General features: G+C 71.5%; 24 protein-coding genes and 1 tRNA gene. 14 read left to right on the forward strand and 11 right to left on the reverse strand.

What is annotated here, in order from left to right:
* Window positions 1-107 precede the first annotated feature (107 nt).
* Both BKE41_RS27525 and BKE41_RS27530 read left to right on the forward strand, forming a co-directional pair.
* Window positions 108-1,088: an SPFH domain-containing protein gene (locus tag BKE41_RS27525; RefSeq protein WP_012322013.1), complete on the forward strand. Its 981-nt coding sequence runs from the start codon at window positions 108-110 to the stop codon at window positions 1,086-1,088.
* Between the two features lie 5 nt (window positions 1,089-1,093).
* Window positions 1,094-1,549 carry an NfeD family protein gene (locus BKE41_RS27530; RefSeq protein ID WP_012322014.1) on the forward strand — a complete coding sequence of 152 codons (456 nt, stop codon included), beginning with the start codon at window positions 1,094-1,096 and terminating at the stop codon, window positions 1,547-1,549.
* Between the two features lie 9 nt (window positions 1,550-1,558).
* Here the strand turns inward: BKE41_RS27530 and BKE41_RS27535 are convergent, their stop codons facing one another.
* Window positions 1,559-4,438, reverse strand: coding sequence for a phosphoenolpyruvate carboxylase (locus tag BKE41_RS27535; protein WP_071000435.1), 2,880 nt, complete (start codon window positions 4,436-4,438; stop codon window positions 1,559-1,561).
* A 162-nt stretch (window positions 4,439-4,600) separates the two neighbouring features.
* Between BKE41_RS27535 and BKE41_RS27540 the strand changes: the two genes are divergently transcribed.
* Together BKE41_RS27540 and BKE41_RS27545 are read left to right on the forward strand one after the other, a co-directional pair.
* Entirely contained in the window at window positions 4,601-4,903 is a 303-nt protein-coding gene (locus BKE41_RS27540) for a hypothetical protein (RefSeq protein ID WP_024828288.1), read from the forward strand.
* Window positions 4,900-5,637 (forward strand): hypothetical protein, encoded by a 738-nt coding sequence (locus tag BKE41_RS27545; RefSeq protein ID WP_071000436.1) that lies wholly within the window; start codon window positions 4,900-4,902, stop codon window positions 5,635-5,637. The genes BKE41_RS27540 and BKE41_RS27545 overlap by 4 nt, the downstream gene beginning before the upstream one ends.
* A gap of 3 nt (window positions 5,638-5,640) precedes the next feature.
* Here the strand turns inward: BKE41_RS27545 and BKE41_RS27550 are convergent, their stop codons facing one another.
* A complete protein-coding gene (locus BKE41_RS27550; protein WP_012322018.1) occupies window positions 5,641-6,000 on the reverse strand; it encodes a helix-hairpin-helix domain-containing protein in 360 nt (119 codons plus the stop codon).
* A 225-nt stretch (window positions 6,001-6,225) separates the two neighbouring features.
* Between BKE41_RS27550 and rpmF the strand changes: the two genes are divergently transcribed.
* Window positions 6,226-6,414, forward strand: coding sequence for a 50S ribosomal protein L32 (gene rpmF / locus BKE41_RS27555; RefSeq protein WP_003601373.1), 189 nt, complete (start codon window positions 6,226-6,228; stop codon window positions 6,412-6,414).
* A gap of 20 nt (window positions 6,415-6,434) precedes the next feature.
* Here rpmF and BKE41_RS27560 read toward each other — a convergent pair whose 3' ends face one another.
* Entirely contained in the window at window positions 6,435-6,749 is a 315-nt protein-coding gene (locus tag BKE41_RS27560; protein ID WP_071000437.1) for a hypothetical protein, read from the reverse strand.
* A gap of 93 nt (window positions 6,750-6,842) precedes the next feature.
* Entirely contained in the window at window positions 6,843-7,439 is a 597-nt protein-coding gene (gene phaR, locus BKE41_RS27565) for a polyhydroxyalkanoate synthesis repressor PhaR (RefSeq protein ID WP_012322020.1), read from the reverse strand.
* 324 nt (window positions 7,440-7,763) lie between these two features.
* On the opposite strand from phaR, the gene BKE41_RS27570 reads away from it, so the two are divergent.
* From BKE41_RS27570 to BKE41_RS27585, 4 genes are all read left to right on the forward strand, one after another.
* Window positions 7,764-8,948: an acetyl-CoA C-acetyltransferase gene (locus BKE41_RS27570; protein WP_012322021.1), complete on the forward strand. Its 1,185-nt coding sequence runs from the start codon at window positions 7,764-7,766 to the stop codon at window positions 8,946-8,948.
* Between the two features lie 114 nt (window positions 8,949-9,062).
* Window positions 9,063-9,791, forward strand: a complete 729-nt coding sequence (gene phbB, locus BKE41_RS27575) for an acetoacetyl-CoA reductase (protein ID WP_012322022.1) — start codon at window positions 9,063-9,065, stop codon at window positions 9,789-9,791.
* A 501-nt stretch (window positions 9,792-10,292) separates the two neighbouring features.
* A complete protein-coding gene (locus tag BKE41_RS27580) occupies window positions 10,293-10,709 on the forward strand; it encodes a hypothetical protein (RefSeq protein ID WP_106427874.1) in 417 nt (138 codons plus the stop codon).
* A gap of 21 nt (window positions 10,710-10,730) precedes the next feature.
* Window positions 10,731-10,970, forward strand: a complete 240-nt coding sequence (locus BKE41_RS27585) for a hypothetical protein (RefSeq protein ID WP_071000438.1) — start codon at window positions 10,731-10,733, stop codon at window positions 10,968-10,970.
* Between the two features lie 219 nt (window positions 10,971-11,189).
* Here BKE41_RS27585 and BKE41_RS27590 read toward each other — a convergent pair whose 3' ends face one another.
* On the reverse strand, window positions 11,190-12,416 hold the full coding sequence (locus BKE41_RS27590) for a glycerophosphodiester phosphodiesterase family protein (protein ID WP_071000439.1): 1,227 nt from the start codon (window positions 12,414-12,416) through the stop codon (window positions 11,190-11,192).
* A 99-nt stretch (window positions 12,417-12,515) separates the two neighbouring features.
* Here BKE41_RS27590 and BKE41_RS27595 point away from each other — a divergent pair, with 99 nt between their 5' ends.
* Window positions 12,516-13,430: an EamA family transporter gene (locus tag BKE41_RS27595; protein ID WP_012322026.1), complete on the forward strand. Its 915-nt coding sequence runs from the start codon at window positions 12,516-12,518 to the stop codon at window positions 13,428-13,430.
* On the opposite strand, the gene BKE41_RS27600 is transcribed toward BKE41_RS27595, so the two are convergent.
* On the reverse strand, window positions 13,427-13,855 hold the full coding sequence (locus tag BKE41_RS27600; RefSeq protein WP_012322027.1) for a cupin domain-containing protein: 429 nt from the start codon (window positions 13,853-13,855) through the stop codon (window positions 13,427-13,429). The two genes, BKE41_RS27595 and BKE41_RS27600, sit on opposite strands and share 4 nt — an antisense overlap.
* A 99-nt stretch (window positions 13,856-13,954) precedes the next feature.
* On the opposite strand from BKE41_RS27600, the gene BKE41_RS27605 reads away from it, so the two are divergent.
* Window positions 13,955-14,578 (forward strand): ribonuclease D, encoded by a 624-nt coding sequence (locus tag BKE41_RS27605; protein WP_012322028.1) that lies wholly within the window; start codon window positions 13,955-13,957, stop codon window positions 14,576-14,578.
* Between the two features lie 164 nt (window positions 14,579-14,742).
* Here the strand turns inward: BKE41_RS27605 and BKE41_RS27610 are convergent, their stop codons facing one another.
* The gene (locus tag BKE41_RS27610; protein ID WP_071000440.1) at window positions 14,743-15,381 is read right to left on the reverse strand and encodes a VOC family protein; all 639 of its coding nucleotides are present in this window, start codon (window positions 15,379-15,381) and stop codon (window positions 14,743-14,745) included.
* 217 nt (window positions 15,382-15,598) lie between these two features.
* Window positions 15,599-17,008, reverse strand: coding sequence for a type I glutamate--ammonia ligase (glnA, locus tag BKE41_RS27615; RefSeq protein ID WP_012322030.1), 1,410 nt, complete (start codon window positions 17,006-17,008; stop codon window positions 15,599-15,601).
* Between the two features lie 335 nt (window positions 17,009-17,343).
* Between glnA and BKE41_RS27620 the strand changes: the two genes are divergently transcribed.
* On the forward strand, window positions 17,344-18,378 hold the full coding sequence (locus BKE41_RS27620; RefSeq protein ID WP_012322031.1) for a glutamine synthetase beta-grasp domain-containing protein: 1,035 nt from the start codon (window positions 17,344-17,346) through the stop codon (window positions 18,376-18,378).
* 291 nt (window positions 18,379-18,669) lie between these two features.
* Here BKE41_RS27620 and BKE41_RS27625 read toward each other — a convergent pair whose 3' ends face one another.
* Window positions 18,670-18,849: a DUF2735 domain-containing protein gene (locus BKE41_RS27625; RefSeq protein WP_024828283.1), complete on the reverse strand. Its 180-nt coding sequence runs from the start codon at window positions 18,847-18,849 to the stop codon at window positions 18,670-18,672.
* A 184-nt stretch (window positions 18,850-19,033) separates the two neighbouring features.
* Window positions 19,034-19,372 (reverse strand): P-II family nitrogen regulator, encoded by a 339-nt coding sequence (locus tag BKE41_RS27630; RefSeq protein WP_003600526.1) that lies wholly within the window; start codon window positions 19,370-19,372, stop codon window positions 19,034-19,036.
* Between the two features lie 194 nt (window positions 19,373-19,566).
* Between BKE41_RS27630 and BKE41_RS27635 the strand changes: the two genes are divergently transcribed.
* The gene (locus BKE41_RS27635) at window positions 19,567-21,069 is read left to right on the forward strand and encodes a bifunctional ADP-dependent NAD(P)H-hydrate dehydratase/NAD(P)H-hydrate epimerase (protein WP_059410222.1); all 1,503 of its coding nucleotides are present in this window, start codon (window positions 19,567-19,569) and stop codon (window positions 21,067-21,069) included.
* Between the two features lie 4 nt (window positions 21,070-21,073).
* Here the strand turns inward: BKE41_RS27635 and BKE41_RS27640 are convergent, their stop codons facing one another.
* Entirely contained in the window at window positions 21,074-22,567 is a 1,494-nt protein-coding gene (locus BKE41_RS27640) for a multicopper oxidase family protein (RefSeq protein WP_107645325.1), read from the reverse strand.
* Window positions 22,568-22,715: 148 nt separating this feature from the next.
* Here BKE41_RS27640 and BKE41_RS27645 point away from each other — a divergent pair.
* A tRNA-Leu gene (locus tag BKE41_RS27645) sits at window positions 22,716-22,800 on the forward strand.
* The last annotated feature ends 13 nt before the right edge of the window (window positions 22,801-22,813 follow it).

Genomic DNA, 22,813 nt, shown 5'->3' on the forward strand with positions numbered 1-22,813 from the left:
CGCCCCCGGGCGCCCCTGCGTCCGCGGTCGCGGAGCCCGGAGCGGCCTGTTAGGCTGCGGGCCGCGCCGGCCGCGCCGGCCGTGGCGTCGGCAGGGGAGGGGTGTCGATGGGGCTTCCGTTCGGGCTCAGCGTGTTCGCCGTGGGCGTGGCGGCGCTGGTGATCGTCACCCTGGCCGCGGGCGTGAAGATCGTGCCCCAGGGCTACGTCTACACGGTGGAGCGCTTCGGCCGCTACGCCCGCAGCCTCGACGCCGGCCTCGGCCTGATCACGCCCTTCGTCGAGCGCGTCGGCCGCAAGGTCAACGTGATGGAGCAGGTCATCGACGTGCCGAGCCAGCAGGCCTTCACCCGCGACAATGCCGGCGTCACCATCGACGCGGTCGTGTTCTACCAGGTCCTCGACGCGGCGCGCGCATCCTATGAGGTCTCGAGCCTCGACCTCGCCGCCACGACGCTGACCATGACCAATATCCGCACCGTGGTCGGCTCGATGGATCTCGACCAGCTCCTCGCCCACCGCGACGAGATCAACGAGCGCCTGCTCCGGGTGATGGACGCGGCGGCCTCGCCCTGGGGCGTCAAGATCAACCGGATCGAGATCAAGGACATCGTGCTCCCGGCCGATCTCGCCGGGGCGATGGCCCGGCAGATGAAGGCCGAGCGCGAGAAGCGCGCCTCGATCTTGGAGGCGGAAGGGCAGCGCGCCGCCGAGATCCTGCGGGCCGAGGGGCGCAAGCAGTCGGCGATCCTGGAGGCGGAGGGCCGGCGCGAGGCCGCCTTCCGCGACGCGGAGGCGCGGGAGCGCTCCGCCGAGGCCGAGGCGACGGCGACCGGCATGGTCAGCCGGGCGATCGCCGAGGGCGACATCGCGGCGGCGAACTTCCTCGTGGCCGAGAAGTACGTCGACGCCGTGCGGGCGATCGCCACCGCGCCGAACCAGCGGGTCGTGGTGGTGCCGATCGAGGCGGCGGCGCTCGCCGGCACCCTCGGTGGCATCGGCGAACTCACCCGCTCGGTCTTCGGCGACGGCGCCGCCGCGCCCCGGCGCACCGGGACCCCGCCGAACGTCGCTGCGCCGCGGGCCTGACGCCGGTGACGATCGCCTCCCTCGCCGGAACCTTCGAGGCCCTCGGGGCGGCCTGGAGCTGGGTGATCGCCGGCCTCGTGCTGGCCGGTGCCGAGATCCTGCTGCCCGGCGTGTTCCTGATCTGGCTCGGGCTCGCCGCCGTCGCGACCGGCCTCGCGGCGGCGGCGCTCCCCATGCCCTGGCAGGGCCAGACCCTGCTGTTCGCCGGTCTCGCCGTCGCCCTGGTGGCGCTCGCGACGCGCCTCCAGCGGCGCGGCAAGGGTACCGGGCCGGAGCTGAACCGGGCCGACCGGGGCCTGATCGGGCGCGAGGGGGTGCTCGACGAGCCGATCGTGCGGGGCGCGGGCCGGATCCGCTTCGACGACACGCTGTGGCGGGTCGAGGGGCCCGACCTGCCGGCGGGCCGGCGGGTGCGCGTCACCGGGATCGGCGGCACGGTCCTGCGCGTGGAGGCGGCCTGAGGGCCGCGCCTACCCGAACGCCCCGACCTCGTGCTGGATCATCCCCGAGATTTCCCGCACCTGATCGAACATCCGGCGAATCGGCTGGAACAGGTTGGCGTGCTCGGACTCGTAGGTGCCGACGTCGCGCGGGCCGGCCGGCTCGCCGAAATTGAGGCCGAGCGTCGGGTCCGGCGTGACCGGGAAGATCGCGTCGAGGAGCTTCAGGCAGCCGTCGATGTCCAGCCGCAGGAAGCGCTCCAGCAGCTGCTCGCGGGAGATGCCCGCCTGCGGCCGGAAGCCCGGGATGTGCACCGCCAGGAACCAGATCCGGTGGATCAGCGCGAGGCGCAGGGCGTGGAGCAGCGTCAGCCGGGCCGACATGGCGGGCAGGTCCGGGGCGGCCGCGCTCAGGGCGAGCCAGTCCCGGGTCAGGCGTCCGAACAGGTTCCGCAGCGCGGGGGCGAGGTCGAGGCGCTCCAGCGCGCCCGAGATCACCACGAGCTCGTCCCGGCGGAAATCCTTCTGGGTGCGCCGCGCCCGCTCCAGCCACACGGCCGGGTCGAGGGTGTCGATATAGGCCCGCAGCACGTCGAGGTCGCCGACCGAGGCGGCGTGCTGGACCAGCCGGAAGGCCCGGGAGAAGCGCACCGAATCGCGCCGCATGTCGCGGAACAGGTCCGGGCCGCGCTGGGCGGCCCGTCCGATCCCGTGGAGGGAATTCGCCAGGAAGCCGAGCTGGTGCAGGATCGCGTTGTTGGGGATCGCCCGCATCTGGCGCGGATGGGTGATCCGCGCCGGGCCGCCGTTGTCGGTCTGGCGCGCCACCGGGCGCGACCCGGTCCGGTCGATCAGGCTCGGGCCGAAGGTGCCGAGCAGGGCGGCGTAGCCCGGGTCGTCGACCAGCGCCTCCATGTCCTGGCGGGCGGCGGTGAAGAACTCGAGGGCGAAATCCGGCTCGGCGTAGATCGGATCGACCCTGCCGTCGGAGGCCTTCGGCCGGTCGTTCAAGGCGTAGTCCGGGAACGAATCCTCCTCCGTCACGTCGAGCGCGTAGACGTGCTCGGCGATGCGGGCGACGCTGGCGCGCGCCAGCGCCTCGGTGCCGTACAGCAGGTAGCCGTCGGTGCCCTGGAAGCTCGATTCGAGCCGGACCCGGATGCCGGCCTTGCGGGCCCGGTCCCGCGCATCCTCCGGGGCGAGGTAGGCGAGGCGGTCGCGCAGGGAGGTCGGATGGGCGCCGCGCCCGATCGACTCGCCGTGCGTGTCGAAGATCGCGAGCTCGACGTCGGACAGGCCGTTCTGGACCAGCATCTCGGTGATGCGCAGCCGCAGCCGCTCGATCCAAAAGGTCGCCGCCAGCTGGCCGACGTAGCGGCCCGAATCGGAGTAGCCGAACTGCACGGTGAGCCGGCCGATGCGCTTCAGATACTGCCGCCAGTGCGGGTTGCGCAGGGCGTCGTCGAGCACCCGGATACCCTGCTCGAGGGCGCTCGCCGTCTCGAACAGCGGCGTGATCTCGAGCTTGTCGGCGATGCCGTAGTGGCGCGCGAGCCAGAGGGCCGCGAGCAGGGTGTAGCCGGTCTCGGTCTCAGCGATGAGGAAGCGCACCGGATGGGTGCCGTCCACGTGCTTGAGGATCTGGGCGATCGTCATCATCAGCCGCGCCGCCGAGGCCCGCTCGGCCGCGAGCGCCCCGAAATCGACGGCCACCGGGCGGACGTCGTTCAGCAGGGTGTGGATCGTCGCGAGGTGCGAGCGGCGCCGGGCCGCGTCGGTGGGCTCGCCCTCCAGGTCGATCACCCGCCGCACCGCGTTGTGGATCTGGCTCGCGTTCAGCCGGAAATGCGGCAGGGCGTTCGACAGGCCGTGCGTCTCGACCCCCGCGCGCAGGATGGCGATCCGGCGCTGGTCGCCCGCGTCGTCGGCGGCCTCGAGGGCCTGGGTCAGCCCGGCGACGAGGGCGCCGGCATCGGTCTGGGCGCGCTCGCGCTCGATGATGAGCGCCAGGGCGAAGCGGTGCACCGCCTCGAGGGACGGCTGGTCACCGAGGCGCGGCGCCACGGTGAGCTGGCGGTTCACCGCCGCCAGGGCGTTCTCGGCGAGGGCCCGGACCTCCCGGCAGGCGGGGATCTCCGGCAGGTCGCGCATCACCCGGTCGAACTGCATGCGCTTCGAGATCAGCCGGTAGCGCAGGGTGTCCCACCAGCCGATATCGGTCCGCCCGTCGGTGTCGCAGCCGACCCAGCTGGCGATGGCGAAGGGGCGTGGCGTCAGCTCCGTCCAGCGGTCCGGCCAGCGGGCGCGGGCGGCGTCGAGCAGGGCGCCGTTGAAGGCGTCGAGGGCGAGCCGGCCGTTATTGGCCGCCGCGCAGGCCTGCTCGAACTCGACATCCAGGGTGATCGGCGCGTCCGGCCGCGTCGACAGGGCCGCCGCGCGCGCGATCAGCCCGGCGCGGTCCTTGGCGTCGGGCAGGCTCGCGGCCTCGGCGAGGAGGCCGGCGACGGCCCGGGGCATGCCGAAGGTAGGGTGGGCCGTGAACACCACCGCGAAGGCGGTGCGGTGGATCAGGGCCGCGAAGGTCTCGACGCTGTCCGCCCGGTCGGGGGCCGCCGCCACGAGCCGGGCGGGAATTCCCGCCTGCGGGTCGTCCGGGCCGGCGTCGAGCCCGACATAGGCGCGCAGCCGCTCCGCCCGCGCCGCCAGGGCCGCGGCACGCAGGCGCACGAACAGCCCGTCCAGGTCGCCGGTCGAGATCTCGTCCCGGTCGAAGCGCCGGGTGATCGCCAAGGTCACCGCCAGGACGGGATTGCGGAACGGATCCTCCCGGGCCTGCTCCCGGGCGGCCTCGATCAGGCCGAGGAGGTGCGCCTCCAGTTCCTCGGGCTCGCGGCTCGGCTCGTGCTGCATCGGTCGGTCCCGGCTCCGGTCTGCCCGCATCTACCCGGTCCGACGGCCCACGCAAGGAGCGTTCCGCGCGCGATCGGGGACACGGCCGCGACGCGGCGGGGAGACATCGAGGCCTGGATGGGGTGGCGGTGGCCCGAACCGCAGGTTAGAGCTGGCCTCCTGATGGAGCGCCTGTTCATCATCCTGGCTATTCTGGTCTTCGCCGTCGCCATCGTCGCGGTCGCCGCGATGGCGGCGCGCGGCCGGCGCGAGCCCCTGCGCATGGGTTCCGAACTCGACATCGAGGACGAGGACCTGCTCATCGGCTCGGTCGGACCGCGCAAGAGCCCGATCGACCGCAGCGCACAGGTGCTCGACCCGCGGGTGCTCGATCTGGAAGCGATTGAATTGGAGCCGATCCGAGCTCTCGACCGGACGCAGCGCAACCAGCCGCTCCGCGGGGATCCGCCGGGAGCCGCGCGATGAGGCTGCGCGCGCGCGGGGTGGCCGGGCTGCTGCTCGCCGGCCCTCTCTGCCTGTCGATGATGCAGAGCGTTCCGGCGGCGCCCGCCGGCAAGCCGGCCGCGCCTGCCCAGGTCGCGCCTGCCCAGGTCGCGCCTGCGCAAGTCCCGCCTGCCCAAGTCCCGCCTGTCCCTGCGGCGCCCGCGGCGGCGGCGCCAGCAACGCCCGGTCAGATCGACCCTCGGGCGGCGAGCCCCACGCCGGCCGCCGGTCCGACTCTCGAGCAGCCCTGCGGCACGCAGGCGGCCCGGTTCGAGAGCGCCAAGGGGTTCAAGATGGTGATCACGCGGGCCGGGCAGGTCCGCACGACGAACCCGCTCAGGCCGCTGACGACCGAGGTGAACGAGGTTCTCCAGGTCGTGATCGCCGGCAAGGTCGCCACCGCCTACGGGCCGGACTTCACGACGCTGCGGCGCGGCGGCGCCGCGTCGGGCGTCGAGGCGATGCTGGGCAGCCCGATCCAGTGGGAGCCGACGCTGCCGACCTTCCCCGATCCGATCGCGATCGTCACCGAGGAGGGGACGCCCCTGGCGCAGCTCACGTTCCGCGCCTGCGAGGCGCCGCCCGCCGTCAAGGCGCCGAAGGTGCCGAAGGCCGAGGCCCGCAAGAAGGCGCCCCGGCACGCGGCGCCGAAAGCCGCCGCGGCCCCGAAGACGCCCCCCGGCTTCTCCATGCCTCAGGGGGCGATCGCCGAGTAGCGGCTACTTCTGCTTGGCGATGACCTTGTCCTTGATGCCGTCGTAGACATTCTTCGGGATGATCTTCTTGGAGACGAGGTCGTCCTTCCCGCGATACGGCCGCCCCTTGATGATCGCGGCCGCGCGGGCCGCGCCGATGCCGGGCAGGGCGTCGAGCTCCTCGGCGCTGGCGCTGTTGAGGTCGATGAGTGCCCCCTTGGCGGCGTTCGGCGATCCGGCGACCGGTGCGCTCGGCGCCGCGGGCTTCGCGGGGGCCACGGGGGCCGCGGTCGTCGGCGCCTGGGGCGCCTGCGCCAGGGCGGGAGCCGCGACGAGGCTCGACAGGAGGGCGAGGAGGGCGAGGGTCTTGGTGGAGGAGGCCATGGCGTTCTCCCGAGAGGCGCGGCCCGCACCGCGGTGCCGTCGCGTCAGAACTGCGCCGCCCCGATTGAACCCGCGCTTAACGGTTGTGGTCCGGCACCCCTAGTCACGGGCCGGCGCCGGAGCTATAAGCCGGCCCTCATCCGTATCCCGCGGTGTGCGTGGCGATCCTCGATCGAGGAGCCGCCCGCGCGCCGCTTTGTCCGCGGCGTCACGAAGGATCCAGCCATGGCCGTTCCGAAGCGAAAGACCTCCCCCTCCCGCCGCGGCATGCGCCGCTCGGCCGACGCCCTCAAGGCGCCGACCTACGTCGAGGACAAGGATTCCGGCGAGCTGCGCCGCCCGCACCACATCGACCTGAAGACCGGCATGTACCGCGGCCGTCAGGTGCTGAAGGTGAAGTCCGCCGAGGCCTGAGCCTTCGCGAGGGCGGCGCCTCAGGCGAGGCGCCGCGCCGCCTCCGCGTAGCGCGCGGCGGCCATCCGGGTCCGTTCCAGGCGCGACGGCAGCAGCGTCGGATCACCCGCCGTCAGCAATTGCGCGATGAAGCCGGCGCGGGGTCTCCCCGCGGCCGCGCGTTCTGCTGTCCGGGGGGCGGGCGACTCGTCGGACCGGCCCCCGTCGATCAGGGCGAGAGCCTGGACCTCCGTCCGCGCCGCCTCGGGGGATCCGTCCGCGTCCGGGACCGGCGCGCGCCGGGTGGACCGGACCTGTGTCGGGCCGAGACGGCTGACTGTTCCGATCCGCACCATGCGCACATTCTCCGCACGTTTCCGTGCCCATGTCGCAAAGGTGGGGCCGACGTTTACGGATCGTCAACCCTTCGTCCGGCCGGTCCGGCCGAATTACTTTTTCGCGAGCGCCTCCAGGCGCTGCTGCATCTCCAGCATCTGGCGCTTGAGATCGTCCAGCTCGCCGCCCCCGTATTGCGCGGACTGTGTCGGGGCCGGCGCCGTCGGCTGGGCTCCGGGCGCGGGCGGCGCGAAGCCCGTGAACATCTTCATGGCGTCGCCGAAGAAGTTCATGTTGGTGCGCACCTGCTGCTCGATGGCGTTCTGGAACGCTGCCGGACCGAAGCTCTGGGCGAACTTCTCGCGCAGGCCGTCCTGGTCCTTGGCGAAATTCGCCATCGAGAATTCGAGGAAGCTCGGCACCATCGTGCGCATGCTGTCGCCGTAGAAGCGGATCAGCTGGCGCAGGAACGCCACCGGGAGCAGGTTCTCGGCGCCGGCCTTGTTCTCCTGCTCGAAGATGATCTGCGTGAGGACCGAGCGGGTGATGTCGTCGCCCGTGCGCGCGTCGTAGACGACGAAATCCTCGCCGTTCTGCACCATCGTGGCGAGGTCCTCCAGCGTCACGTAGGTCGAGGTGCCGGTGTGATAGAGGCGCCGGTTGGCGTACTTCTTGATGACGGTCTGGGTGGCCTTGACGGTATCCGCCATCGGGAACGGCCTTTCTGGACTCGGGACCGGGGGGCGTTGCAGACGCGCGGTGCTGTCTGGCGGGGGCTGTCTTCGCGCCCGCAACACGATCCTTAAAGCCTTCCCCGGGCGCAGAAAACAGCAAACTGCAGCTCTTCAACGCAGAATAATGCAGAGTGGTCGGGGCGGTCGCGCCATTTCAGTCTCGCGGTCGCGTCATCGGCGCGTTTGGCGCATCGATGCACAACCTTGACTTCGCCGACCTCAAGCCCTTCATCCCAGGGCCGGCACAGAGCGCGCCCCGGGACGTGGAGGCGCGCCGGCTCGCGAGAGGAGAACGTTCACATGGCAGGCAGCGAAGAGATCGTCATCGTCGGGGCGGCGCGCACGCCGGTCGGCTCGTTCGGCGGCGCCTTCGGGGCGGTGCCGGCCCACGAGCTCGGCGCGACGGCGATCAAGGCCGCCCTGGAGCGGGCCAAGGTCTCGCCCGATGAGGTGGACGAGGTGATCTTCGGGCAGGTCCTCACCGCGGGCGCCGGCCAGAACCCCGCCCGGCAGGCCGCCATCAAGGCCGGCATCCCCGAGAAGGCCACCGCGTGGGGCCTCAACCAGGTCTGCGGCTCGGGTCTGCGCACGGTCGCGATCGGCATGCAGCAGATCGCCAACGGCGACGCCAAGGTCATCGTGGCCGGCGGTCAGGAATCGATGTCCCTGTCGCCCCACGCGCAGTACCTGCGCGGCGGCCAGAAGATGGGCGACGTGAAGCTCGTCGACACCATGATCAAGGACGGGCTCTGGGACGCCTTCAACGGCTACCACATGGGTCAGACCGCCGAGAACGTCGCCCAGGCCTTCCAGCTCACCCGCGAGCAGCAGGACCAGTTCGCGACCCGCTCGCAGAACAAGGCCGAGGCAGCCCGCAAGGAGGGCCGGTTCAAGGACGAGATTGTCCCCGTCACCGTGCCGGGCAAGAAGGGCGACACGGTCGTCGACACCGACGAGTACATCCGCGACGGCGCCACCATCGAGGCGATGGCCAAGCTGAAGCCGGCCTTCACCAAGGACGGCACCGTCACGGCCGCCAACGCCTCGGGCCTCAACGACGGCGCCGCCGCCCTGGTGCTGATGTCGGCCTCGGAGGCCGAGCGCCGCGGCCTGACCCCGCTCGCCCGGATCAAGTCCTGGGCGACCGCCGGCGTCGATCCGAAGGTCATGGGCACCGGCCCGATCCCGGCCTCCCGCAAGGCCCTGGAGAAGGCCGGCTGGAAGCCGTCCGACCTCGACCTGATCGAGGCCAACGAGGCCTTCGCGGCCCAGGCGCTGGCCGTGAACAAGGACATGGGCTGGGACGACGCGAAGGTGAACGTCAACGGCGGCGCCATCGCCATCGGTCACCCGATCGGCGCCTCGGGCGCCCGCGTGCTCGTCACCCTGCTGCACGAGATGAAGCGCCGCGACGCCAAGAAGGGCCTCGCCACGCTCTGCATCGGCGGTGGCATGGGCGTGGCGATGTGCGTCGAGCGGACCTGATCGGTCTGTCACGACAGTATCGGCTCACAACATAGACTTAAGGCCGAAGTCAGAAAAAATCGCGTGCGGACGCCATCCGCACGCGGCATCAAGTGATGCGAACAGGAGGAAACAATGGCTCAAGGACGCGTCGCCCTCGTGACGGGCGGCACCCGCGGCATCGGCGCGGCGATCTCGAAGCGGCTCAAGGACAAGGGCTACAAGGTCGCCGCCAACTACGCCGGCAACGACGAGGCGGCCAACGCCTTCAAGGCCGAGACCGGCATCCCGGTCTTCAAGTTCGACGTGGGTGATCTCGCGAGCTGCGAGGCCGGCATCAAGGCGATCGAGGCCGAACTCGGCCCGGTGGACATCCTGGTGAACAACGCCGGCATCACCCGGGACGGCGCCTTCCACAAGATGACGTTCGAGAAGTGGCAGGCGGTCATCAAGACCAACCTCGACTCGATGTTCACCTGCACCCGTCCGCTGATCGAGGGCATGCGCAGCCGCAACTTCGGCCGCATCATCATCATCTCGTCGATCAACGGCCAGAAGGGCCAGGCCGGGCAGACCAACTACTCGGCCGCCAAGGCCGGCGTGATCGGTTTCGCCAAGGCCCTGGCGCAGGAGAGCGCCTCGAAGGGCATCACCGTCAACGTGGTGGCGCCGGGCTACATCGCCACCGAGATGGTGATGGCGGTGCCCGAGGACATCCGCAACAAGATCATCTCGACGATCCCGACCGGCCGCCTCGGCGAGTCCGACGAGATCGCCCACGCGGTCGAGTATCTCGCCAGCGACGAGGCCGGCTTCGTGAACGGCTCGACACTGACCATCAACGGCGGCCAGCACTTCGTCTGATCGCCGCGGGCGCGCCGGATCGAACCGGCGCGCCTGCCCTGTGGGCAAGTAGCCCCACCGCGTCGGGCGCGCATCTCTCCGTCCGAAGAGCGTTCCTTCCCACACTCCGCGCGGCCGAGCCCGACGACGGCGCTCCCCGCGCCGGGCCCCGCCTGCCGGCGACCGTCCCGGGCCGCGCCGCTCCGGCCCACGCGCCGCGCGTGCCGCCGGCCGCGGGCCCGCACCATCCGAACCATCAAGCGTGACGAAAGTCCTTCGCCGCGTGCGGAAGCGCGCGTCGGCCGGGATAACGGGCATTGCGGGCAACGATCGGCGCGACGGCCCGCGTGTTCTGAGACACGAACAATTCGAGCGGCCTCGTATAGATCTCCTTCCATCGGCTCACGGATGGTCCCGCCGATAGAAATCGAGGTCCCGAGGATCATGAACAACTGGTTTCACGGTAAATTCGGCGTTCAGTTTATCGGCGCGAGCCAGAATTGTTCTTCCCGCACGATCGCGATGCGTGACGACCGCTCCGCCGCCCGCCGCAGCCCCGCGCTGCCCGCGATCGCGAAGCTGGGGCTCGCTGCGGCCTGTGCCCTGGGGCTGGCGGCCTGCGTCACGCCGCAGGAGCGCCACGCGCTGGATCAGAACCAGTGCTACACCTTCGGCTTCGAGCCCGGCACCGACGGCTTCGCCGAGTGCATGATGGGCCTTCACCAGCAGCGCGCCGTCGCCCAGTCCAACAGCAACCTGTACTGGCAGGCTCAGCTCGCCGAGCAGAACCGCCGCCGCGAGGCCCAGCAGGACCTCTACAAGGTGATGAGCCTGCAGCGCACCGGCGACCCGCGCTTCCCCGTCTGCGGCGCCTCCTCGGACGGCGGCATGGATCGCCGGACCATGACTTGGTACGGCCCGAACTGCCGCGCCCGCTGATCCGGATCGAGGGAGGTCCCCATGTCCGACATGACGACGCGCGGCCCGCGCAACCCGAGCCGGATCATCTTCGTGATGGTGGCCCTGTTCGGCAGCGCCGTCGGGTTCGCGACCGCCAGCCTGGCCTGGTTCACGCTGGCTGTCCTCGGCTCCGCCGCGCTGACCTGCGCGGGCTACGGCCTGATCCGGCGGCGGCTCGGCTGGAAGCCGCTGAGCGGCGAGTACCTGTCCAACCTCATCTACGTGCTGATCCCGTACTAGGCGGACACCGCGCACGCCCCGCGGACGCGCCGCGGGGTCCGTCGGCGGGCGGCGCAGGTCCACGAAGGCCTGGCCGCGCCGCGCCCCCATCCCCCAGACCGCTCCGCCTCCGAGGCCGCCATGACGCTCGCCCTCATCATCACCGGCTTCCTGATCGTGAACTTCGCGATGGCCGGCTTCTTCTCCCTCGTGGCCCTGTGGGCCGACTGAGCCGCGTCGCTACGGCGCGCCGACGCAGTTGGCGTAGAAGGTCGTGGTCGCGGGCCAGTCGGAGAAGACCCCCAGCACGCCGACCTGTCCGTGCAGGACGTCGAGCAGCCGCAGGATGTCGCCGTCGCCGGTGACCACCGGCTTGATCGACTGGTAATAGTACCCGCCGCCGCCCTTCAGCGGGCCGGAGCGCTCCAGCGACCACGCGATCAGCCCCAGCCCGGCCGCCTTGGCCTCCCGGGCGTAGGTCGAGGGCTCGATCGTCCCGTCCGGCCCCGGCCGGACCAGCATCCACAGCGGCGGCGCCAGGATCTTCACGCCCTTCCGGGCGAGTTCGGCCATGCCGGGCTGCCACGTTGCGGGCTTCTCCGGGTCGAAGCCCTTCGCGGTCTCGTCCCGGTCGTCGAGGAAGACCGCCTGACGGCCGAACTCCGGATCCTTCTCCAGCCAGTAGAGGATGTCGCGCAGCTGGAAGCTCTGCGGGTAGACGTCGGAGGCCGGGATCCCGGCCTCTTTGTACTCGTCGACCAGCTGCTGGGCGTACATGTCCTGCGTGTAGGTGCCCTGGAACGGCATCGGGACCTGGGGCGCCTTCAGCTCGGGGGTGAACTTCCGCCCCATCCCCTTCACCAGCGCGATGTACTCCCTGTGCGACATCAGCGTGCCGCTGCCGGCGTAGAGGTCGGTGCGCCAGCGCGGCGTCGCGTTCATGTAGGCCGCCACCGTGGTGGCGTCCGGGTCGGACGCGTCCATCTTCCCGTTCAGCGACTTGAACTCGTTCAGCGTCAGGTCGCTGGTGCAGCACTTGGCCGAGGCCTTCCGCCCGGTGGCCGGATCGGCCGGCGTGAAGCCCTGCGTGCACTTCGCCGCGAGGTCGGGTCGGGCCAGGATATCGGTGGTCGTGTGCAGGTCGCACTGGCTGTGGCGGCAGACGAGCTGGCGGTCCCTGGTGAAGGCCACGTCGCACTCGATGATCCCGGCACCCATCCGGTACGCGGCGAGCAGGCCCTCCCGTGTGTGTTCGGGGAACATCAGCGGCGCGCCGCGGTGCGAGATCGAGAAGGTCCGGGGCGTGTAGGTCCGGTCGACGCCGCAGGCGGCGAGCCTGTCCTTGAGCGGCCCGGGCTTCAGCTGGTCGACGAGGTAGAAGGGCCGGGGACCGAGCTGGGCGGCCTCGCCGGCGAGCGCGGGGCCCGCCCCCAGAAGCAGCCCCAGCCCCAACATCATCGCACGCATCGCGAACCTCCCGTTTCAGGCCGCCGGTAGAGGGGGACGGTGACAGGGGCGTGACCCTCGACCTCGCCGACTCGGGCGGCCGCATGGTAGCGGACGCCGATGACCGCGCCTGCAGGAATCCCGTCCCGACCGACGCCCCGTTCCGCCGCGACGATCGCGGGCGTCGGCGCGATCGCGCTTTGGTCGCTGCTCGCCCTCTTCACCGCCGCCTCGGGCGCGATGCCGCCCTTCCAGCTCGCCGCCACGACCTTCCTGATCGGCGCGGTCTGCGGATGCGTTGCCTGGATCGCCCGGCCCGCCCGCGCCCGCGCGCTGATCCAGCCCTGGCCGGTCTGGATCCTCGGGGTCGGCGGCCTGTTCGGCTACCACGCCCTCTATTTCAGCGCCCTGCGCCTCGCGCCACCGGCCGAGGCCGGGCTGATCAGCTACCTGTGGCCCCTGCTCATCGTCCTGTTCTCGGCGCGCCTGCCCGAGGCCGGCGGGCTGCGCCCGGGTCATCTGATCGGTGCGCTCCTCGGCCTCGCCGGGATCGCGGTGCTGTTCGCCGGCCGGGGCGATCTCGGCTTCGCCGCGGGAGCCCTGCCGGGCTACGCCGTCGCCCTGGCGGCGGCGTTCGTCTGGGCCGGTTACTCGGTCCTTTCGGCCCGCGTCGGGCAGGTCCCGACCGACGCCGTCGCGGGCTTCTGCCTGGTCACCGCGGCGCTGAGCCTCGCCTGCCACCTGGCTTTCGAGACGACGATCTGGCCCGCCGACGCCGCGCAATGGGGCGCCGTGCTGCTGCTCGGACTGGGGCCGGTCGGCGCCGCCTTCTACCTCTGGGATATCGGCTGCAAGCACGGCGACGTCCGGCTGCTCGGCGTCATCGCCTACGCCGCGCCGGTCCTCTCGACGCTGATCCTGGTGGTGACCGGCTATGCCAGCCCCGGACCGGGCCTCGCGCTCGCCTGCCTGCTGATCGTGGCCGGCGCGCTGACGGCGGTGCGCGCCTCGCGGGCGTCGCCGAAGCCGGTCTAGCCCCGCGGCGTCGGCCGCCAGTCGGGCGGCGCCATCTCGAAGCCGGCGAAGTCGAACCCCGGCGAGACCGTGCAGCCGACGAGGGTCCAGGCGCCCAGGCTGGTGGCGGTCTGCCAGTGGCCGGCCGGCACGACGCATTGCGGGCGCTGCCCGGCGGCGAGGTCCGGCCCGAGATGCTGCGCCGCCGCGTCGTGACCGTTCGGGCTGGTGGTGATCACGAGCGGCGCGCCGGCATGCCAGTGCCAGATCTCCGCGGCGTCGACCCGGTGCCACGCGGAGACCTCGCCGAGATCGAGCAGGAAGTAGATCGCTGTGCCGACCGAGCGCCCGTCGACGGTGCGGGGATCGCGGAACGTCTCGCGATAATGGCCGCCCTCGGGATGGGGCTTCAACCCCAGGGTCGCGATCACCTCGGCTGCCGTCATGTCCAGCTCCCTGTCGGTCCCGGCCGCGCGAATCGTCCGCGGCTTGCCGGCACTTGGCACCGATGCTACCGGCCGAAAACCCCGCAAGGTCCGAGAACGATGCCGAGCCCGACCGTCCGTCTTCACCGCGGCGACCTGCCCGCCAGCTACGACGCGGGCCGGGCGGTGGCCATCGACACCGAGACGCTCGGGCTCAACCCGCATCGGGACCGCCTCTGCGTGGTGCAGCTCTCCACCGGCGACGGCACCGCCGACGTGGTCCAGATCCCGCAAGCCGGGCCGGAGCCGGTCGTGCTCAAGCGGGTCCTGGCCGATCCCGGGATCCTGAAGATCTTCCACTTCGCGCGGTTCGACGTGGCGGTCCTGTACAGGGCCCTCGGCGTGATGCCGAGCCCGGTCTACTGCACCAAGATCGCCTCGAAGCTCGCGCGCACCTACACGGACCGCCACGGGCTGAAGGACGTGGTCCGCGAGCTGGTCGGCGTCGACCTGTCGAAGCAGCAGCAATCCTCGGACTGGGGCGCCGAGACCCTGTCGCAGGCCCAGCTCGACTACGCGGCCTCGGATGTCCTCCACCTCCACGCGGCCCGGGAGCGGCTCGACGCCATGCTGGCCCGGGAAGGCCGCACCGATCTCGCGGCCGCCTGTTTCGGCTTCCTGCCGACGCGGGCGCGCCTCGACCTCGACGGCTGGCCCGAGACCGACATCTTCGCGCACACCTGAGAGTCGCGAGGATCCCGCACACTTCCTGTGCGGGGTGAGACTTTCCTGTCACCGCACCGCGATGTGTCGCTGGTAGGTTGTGGCTGCCTGGGCTTGCGAGCCCCGGCCAGGCCCTCCTCGCCGGTCACCCACCCGATCAGGCCGGCGAGGAGGGTCCGTCGCCGTCAGGTCAGGCTCCGCGGGCCCGACGGCGTCGTCATCCGGGCGGTCCAGCGCGGGCCCGGGCCCACCACGACCCGCGGCGGGTCGACGAGGCCGAGCGCGGCGTGAAGCCCCGCGACGGCGTCGGGATCCGGGTGCGTCAGGACGAGCGCCTCCAGATCGGCGCCGAGATCCGGCATCGTCGTGGCGGGGTTGCCGCGCGGCCCCCAATCCATCGCGCAGGGCGCGGCGCCGTCCGCCGGCCACGCCCCGCCTGGAGGGACCGCGAAGCGCCAGGACAGGTCGCCGCGGGTCATCGTCGCCGCCGCGCCGAGGAGCGCGCCGTGGGCGGCGAGAACGCCGTCGAGATCGTCCGCGCGGGCGACGAAGCCGCGCAGCCGCCGGCCCGCGTCCCAGTCCGCCCGCACCCGCGCGGCGTCGCCGAGGCCGAACCAGCGGGCGCCCGACGGCGGCGGCGCCTCGGGATCGACGGCGATCACCTCCAGGAACAGGGCGTCGCCGAGGCGCAGGAGGTGATTGCGCGTGCCCATCTCGCGGTGGCGGCCGCCCTCCGGCATGGCGAGGCCGAGGCAGTTCACGACATACGCCACGCCCTCCGCGAGATCGGGCGCGACGACGACGAGGTGGTCGAGGGTGAGCATCGGGCGGGCTCCGCGTGACCGCCGGCGTCGGCGCGGTCGCCGGACCTTCCCCCGGGCCGCGCGGGTCCCGACCCGGTCTTCGCGCTGACGGGCGCATCGGGATCGGCCGGGGATGGATAACGCCGGAGCGGCCGCAAGAAGAAGGCCGGAGCCCCGCGAGAGGCCCCGGCCCGGGAGAGGGTGCCGGGCCGGGCGTCGCGCCCGGCCCCTTGTCACCTCACAGCGAGTAGTACTGCACGAACTCGATCGGGTGCGGGGTCATCTCGTAGCGCAGCACCTCGGTCATCTTCAGCTCGATGAACGAGTCGATCTGGTCGTCCGAGAACACGCCGCCCTCCTTGAGGAAGGCCCGGTCCTTGTCGAGGCTGTTCAGGGCCTCGCGCAGCGAGCCGCACACGGTCGGGATCTTCTTGAGCTCCCGCGGCGGCAGCTCGTACAGGTCCTTGTCCATGGCCGGGCCCGGGTCGATCTTGTTCCGGATACCGTCGAGGCCGGCCATCAGCAGCGCCGAGAAGGCGAGGTAGGGGTTGGCCATCGGGTCGGGGAAGCGGACCTCGACGCGCTTGGCCTTCGGGCTCTTGGTCCACGGGATGCGGCAGGAGGCCGAGCGGTTGCGCGCCGAGTAGGCGAGCAGCACCGGCGCCTCGTAGCCCGGCACGAGCCGCTTGTACGAGTTGGTCGACGGATTGGTGAAGGCGTTGAGCGCCTTGGCGTGCTTGATGATGCCGCCGATGTACCAGAGGCACTCCTGGGACAGGCCGGCATACTTGTCGCCGGCGAAGACCGGCTTGCCGTCCTTCCAGATCGACTGGTGGACGTGCATGCCCGAGCCGTTGTCGCCGTAGACGGGCTTCGGCATGAACGTCGCCGACTTGCCGTAGCTCTGCGCGACGTTGTGGATGCAGTACTTGTAGATCTGCATGTGGTCGGCGAGCAGGGTCAGCGTGTCGAACTTCATGCCGAGCTCGTGCTGGGCCGAAGCCACCTCGTGGTGGTGCTTCTCGACCTTCACGCCCATGGACTGCATGGCCGCGAGCATCTCGCCGCGCATGTCCTGCGCCGAATCCTGCGGCGGCACCGGGAAATAGCCGCCCTTGGTCTGCACCCGGTGGCCGAGGTTGCCGCCCTCATAGTCGGTGAAGCCGTTGGTCGGCAGCTCGGTGGAGTCGAGCTCGAAGCCGGTGCGGTACGGGTCGGCGCCGAACTTGACGTCGTCGAACACGAAGAACTCGGCCTCGGGGCCGACATAGATCGTGTCGCCGATGCCGGTCTGCTGCAGGTAGGCCTCGGCGCGCTTGGCGGTGCCGCGCGGATCGCGGCCGTAGGGCTCGCCGGTCGCCGGCTCGAGCACGTCGCAGACGATCGACATGGTCGCGGCCGAGAAGAACGGGTCCAGCGTGGCGGTCACCGGATCCGGCATCAGCAACATGTCGGACTCGTTGATCGCCTTCCAGCCGGCGATCGAGGAGCCGTCGAACATGGTGCCTTCGTCGAAGATCTCCTCGTCGATGAGCGACACGTCGAACGTGACGTGCTGCCACTTGCCGCGCGGGTCGGTGAACCGGAAGTCCACGTAACGCACGTCGTTGTCCCGGATCGTCTTCAGCACCTCGGCCGCAGTGGTCATCGTGGGCATCCTCCAGGGATCTCTGAACCGTCTCTCGTGGCGCACCCGAACGCGGTCGCGCGCGCCGGCCGGCGGCGCTTGATATCCGGCGCGGGCGTGCCTTGCCACCCGCCGGGGATCGGAATCGGTTGCCGGATAGAGCGATCAGTCTGTTCTCGCGCCCGATCTCGCAAGCGTGATCGGGCCGCACCGTTTCTAGGGCACCGTTGTTCTCCGGCAATGGCCTTCCTGGCACGATCCATGCAAAGGCGGCTGCGGCCGTCTGAGAGGCGGCAAGCCGTTCGCGTTGCCCAGGGTTACCCCGGTCGCGCATCGATACGGACGAGAGAACCGGAATGACCAAATATAAGCTCGAGTACATATGGCTCGACGGGTACACGCCGACCCCGAATCTCCGCGGTAAGACGCAGATCAAGGAATTCGACAGCTTCCCGACCCTCGAGCAGCTCCCGATGTGGGGCTTCGACGGCTCGTCCACCAAGCAGGCCGAGGGCGGCAGCTCCGACTGCATGCTGAAGCCCGTGCGCCACTTCCCCGACCCGGCCCGCAAGAACGGCGTGCTGGTGATGTGCGAAGTGATGATGCCGGACGGCGTGACCCCGCACGAGTCCAACAAGCGCGCCACCATCCTGGACGATGCCGGCGCCTGGTTCGGCTTCGAGCAGGAGTACTTCCTGTACAAGGACGGCCGCCCGCTCGGCTTCCCGGCCTCCGGCTACCCGGCGCCGCAGGGCCCGTACTACACCGGCGTCGGCTACTCGAACGTCGGCGACGTCGCCCGCAAGATCGTCGAGGAGCACCTCGACCTCTGCCTCGATGCCGGCATCAACCACGAGGGCATCAACGCCGAGGTGGCCAAGGGCCAGTGGGAATTCCAGATCTTCGGCAAGGGCTCCAAGAAGGCCGCCGACGAGATGTGGATGGCCCGCTACCTCCTGCAGCGCCTCTGCGAGAAGTACGGCATCGACGTCGAGTACCACTGCAAGCCGCTCGGCGACACCGACTGGAACGGGTCGGGCATGCACTGCAACTTCTCGACCGCGTTCATGCGCGAGCACGGCGGCAAGGCCTATTTCGAGAAGCTCATGGAGGCATTCAAGAACGCCCGCGAGGAGCACATCGCCGTCTACGGTCCGGACAACCACATGCGCCTGACCGGCAAGCACGAGACCGCCTCGATCCACGAGTTCTCGTACGGCGTGGCCGACCGCGGCGCCTCGATCCGCGTGCCGCACTCCTTCGTCAACAACGGCTACAAGGGCTACCTGGAAGACCGCCGTCCGAACTCGCAGGGCGACCCCTACCAGATCGCCTCGCAGGTGCTGAAGACGATCGCTTCCGTGCCGACCGAGGCCGCCGCAGCCGCGTAAGACGCGGGGGGAGGCGCCCAGTCTCCCGACAGAGCTAGCGAAGCCGGGCCCTCGGGTCCGGCTTCGCCGTTTCCGGGGCGATGGACTCCCGGGCAAGCGCCCTCATCCCGAGCTGCCTGAGCGCGCCCCAGGCCTCGAACGAGGCCTCAGGGGCCGGACTGCTCGGCAGAGTGCTCCTTCGCGGCCCCCTGGCGCGGGCACCTCAGGATGGGGAGCTGGGGCAGGCGGCCCGGTCGAGCTTGTTCGAGGGTTGCGGGGGAGGGCGGCGCCATCGCGCCCCACGCCTCCGCCTCAGGGACGTCGCGGGCGCTCGTCCTCGCGGATGGCGGCTTCGTGGTACCAGGCGCCCCCACCGAAGCTCGGCACGGACGCGGGTTTCGCGTTCGGAACCGCCCGGGCGGTCTCGCGCGCGCGTCGGAACGCGGACAGATCGTAGATCTTGGCGGTCTCGCGCGGGTCCGTGGCGGCCATCGCACTTCCTCCTGCATCGGGTTCAAGCGGCCGATCGGGCCGACCGTTCCCGATGATGTGGGGTGCGGAAGACGGCGCTCCAGAGTCGGAAGCGCCGATGCCGGACATTCGCGCAGTGCGAAATCTTGGGCAGGTGTCGTGGAATAACGGGTCGCCGGCAGTCCCGGGACCGCGCGGGGATCTGTCAGATCGCGTCCGTGCCGGTCTCGCCGGTGCGGATGCGGATCGCTTCCTCGATCGTCGAGACGAAGATCTTGCCGTCGCCGATGCGGCCGGTCTGGGCCGACTTGCGGATCGCCTCGACGGCGCCCTCGACCAGAGCGTCGGACAGGACGATCTCCAGCTTCACCTTGGGCAGGAAGTCGACCACGTACTCGGCGCCCCGGTAGAGCTCCGTGTGGCCCTTCTGACGGCCGAACCCCTTCGCCTCGATGACGGTGATGCCCTGGAGACCGACCTCCTGGAGCGCCTCCTTCACTTCGTCGAGCTTGAAAGGCTTGATGATCGCTTCGATCTTCTTCATGCCGCTCGGGCCTGCGCTGCGGTGCCTGGCATTTCTAACATCCTCGTGACGCCTTCGCCATGCCGTTTTCGCGGCGTGTCCGACCTTAGTGCCTATTTGCTGTGCGTTTCACGCACATCCTTAGGGCGCCTCGCCGGAATCTGGCGCGGTTTTGGTCATGTCTGATCGGTGCACGGGCACACTCGGAGGCGGACATGCGCTTGCTGACGGTCGCGGCAATGAGGCGGGTCGATGCGGCGGCAATCGACGGCGGCGTCCCGGGCCTGACCCTGATGGAGGCGGCCGGGGCCGCCGTGGCCACCCGCGCCCGGGCCCGCCTGCCGGCGGGCGGCCGGGTCGTCGTCCTGTGCGGGCCGGGCAACAACGGCGGCGACGGCTTCGTGGCCGCGCGCCTGCTGGCCGAAGCCGGCTACGCCGTCGACCTCCTCTGCCTCGGCGCGGTGTCGGCGCTGACAGGCGACGCCGCGCTGGCGGCCGAGGCCTGGACGGGGCCGGTGCGCGCGGCCGAGGGCGGCGCGCTGCCGTCCTGCGACCTCGTGATCGACGCCCTGTTCGGGGCCGGCCTGTCGCGCGACCTCGACGGTGCCGCCCGCGCCCTCGTCGAGACGGTGAACCGCGCCGGGGTGCCGGTGCTCGCGGTCGATGTGCCGAGCGGGGTCGACGGCGACACCGGCGCGGTGCGCGGCGCCGCCATCCGGGCAGTGGAGACCGTGACCTTCGTGACCTTCAAGCCGGGACACCTGCTCCAGCCCGGGCGGAGCCTCTGCGGCCAGCTCAGCCTCGCCGATATCGGGACCGGCCCGGCGGCGCTGGAGGCCGGCCTGGCCGCCTGCGCGCCCCTCGACCGGAACGGGCCCGCCCTGTGGGGCCGGGACTTCCCGCACCTCACCGGCGCGAGCCACAAGTACACCCGCGGCCACGCCCTGGTCCTGTCCGGGCCCGCCACCAAGACCGGCGCCGCCCGGCTCGCCGCCCGCGGTGCCCTGCGGGTCGGCGCCGGGCTCGTCACCGTCGCGTCCCCGGTCGCCGCGCTGGCTGAGAACGCCGCCCACCTCACGGCGATCATGCTGCGGCCCTGCGAGAGCGCCGACGACCTCGACGACCTGCTCACCGACGAGCGGCTGAACGTGATCCTGGCCGGACCCGGGCTCGGCACCGGCGAGCCGACCCGGGAGCGCGTTGCCGTGGCGGCGGCGGCCGGGCGCGGCCTCGTCCTCGACGCCGACGCGCTGACGAGCTTCGCCGGGAAGGCGCCCCTGCTCGCCGCCCATCTCGCCGACGGCGATGCGCGGGCCGTGCTGACACCGCATGCCGGCGAGTTCGCGCGGCTCTTCGACGGGACGGACGCGGTGGTGGAGGGGGCCGACAAGGTGGCGCGGGCCCGCGCGGCGGCCGCGCTCACCGGCGCCGTGGTGGTCTTCAAGGGGGCCGATACGGTGATCGCGGCCCCCGACGGCCGTGCGGCCATCAACGACCACGGCAGCCCCTATCTCGGGACGGCCGGGTCCGGGGACGTCCTCGGGGGCCTGATCGCCGGCCTGCTGGCGCAGGGCATGGAGCCCTTCGCGGCCGCCGCGGCCGGCGTCTGGCTCCACGGGGATGCCGGCCTGCGCCACGGGCCGGGCCTGATTGCCGAGGACATCCCCGAGCTGATGCCGGCGGTGCTGCGCGACCTCGTCGCGTCGACCGGCGGCTGACCGCTCAGGTGACCTCGAACATCGTCCAGAGGCCGGTGTCGAACCGCTCCAGCACCGTGGCGCTGATCAGCCAGCGCCCCGGATTGTCCGCCAGGAACCCGATCCGGGCTGTGCGGCCCTCCAGCAGCTGAAAGGTGTCGAGCCAGTAGGGCTCCCAGCCGTCGTCCAGGGGGTGGAGCAGGCGGAAGCAGTGGCCGTGCAGGTGCAGGGCCTGCGGGAAGGCGGTCTCGTTGCGCAGGGCCAGCACCACCACCTGGCCGCGCTTCACCGAGAAGATCGGCGCGAGGCCGGCGGCGCCGCTCGCGCCGTTCACCGACCAGATCTTCTGCGGGTCGCCCGTGTAGACGGGGTCGGGCGCGGGGCCGTCCTTGGCCCCGTCCTTACCCTTCGGCACGAAGGCGCCGCCGGTGATCACCACGTCGCGGCGCAGGGCGTTCTGGAGCTTGATCTCGGCCGGCAGGCGCTTGTTCTCGCCGATCGGCCCGATCGGGGGCCGCTTCTCGGTGATCCTGGCACCCTTGGTGACGACGCTCGCCAGGACCAGGCCCTTGCCGATCAGCGCGTGGATCTCGCAGGTGGCGCCTTCCTCCTCCGGCAGGTCGACGAGCAGGTCGTAGCGGGTGCCGGGCGGGAAGGGGAGGGTGGCCCGCAGGGGCTCGAACGTGTCGGTGGGCTGGCCGTCGACCGCCGCCACGTAGACCTTCACGCCCTCGAACTTGATGCGCGTCGCCCGGGCGTTGCAGGCATTGCCGAGGCGCAGGCGGATACGTGACCCCGGCCGGGCCTCGAAGGCGCCCGGCACCGGCTTGCCGTTGACGGTCACGAGGTTGCCGAGGCGGCCGTGCGCGGCGGCGAGCGCCGTCTGCCCGAACGGCATCAGGGTGCCGTCGTCCTGGAGCCGCCAGTCCTGCAGCACGACGCTGACGTCGGCGTCGACCGCGGGCGGGTTCGTCTCCTCGACGACCAGCATGCCCGCGAGCCCGCGGCCCGACGGCTCGCTCGCCCCGCCGACGACCAGGGGCCGGATCAGGTAGGAGCCGGCATCCGGCGGCGTGAAAGTGTAGAGGAAGTCGCCGCCCGGCGGGATCGGCGCCTGGGTCACCCCGCCGACGCCGTCCATGGCGTTGACGTTGCGCACCCCGTGCCAGTGCAGCGACAGCGCCCTGTCGGTCCGGTTCTCCACCTTGAGGCGTACCGCCTGCCCGAGCTTCACGCGGATGACGGGCGGCAGGGCCTTGCCGTCGAAGCACCAGACCGGCGTCTCTGGCGCCGGTTCCGGCCTGAACCGCGTCCTGCCGGGCGCCGCCGGCAGGCCGCCGGCGCCGCCGCGGGCTCCGGCTGCGCGGAGGACGGCGCCGCGCCCCTGGCGCGGCGGCCGGCGCCTGGGCCCGCGCGGCCTCCGGCGCGAGCCGAAGGCCGCCGCGGCGGCGAGCAGGGTCCGGCGCGACGGCGTGCCGGCACGCGAATCGGTCGGCGGCACGGTGCGGGATGGCGGCATGGGATCTCGGCTGCGGCTCGCGGTGGGCCCGCTCCTTAGCGGCGCGCGGGCTGCCGCGCCACAGGGGCAAGTTTTTTGCTGCGGGCCCGCCGGCCCATGCTATAGGGCGCGCTTCCGGCGGCCGGCGATGCGCCGGATGTCGGCGCGCGCGGGCGTGGCGGAACTGGTAGACGCGCTGGATTTAGGTTCCAGTGTCGCAAGACGTGGGGGTTCGAGCCCCTCCGCCCGCACCAGGACCTCTGCTGA

Source organism: Methylobacterium sp. C1 (assembly GCF_001854385.1).
GTDB lineage: Bacteria > Pseudomonadota > Alphaproteobacteria > Rhizobiales > Beijerinckiaceae > Methylobacterium > Methylobacterium radiotolerans.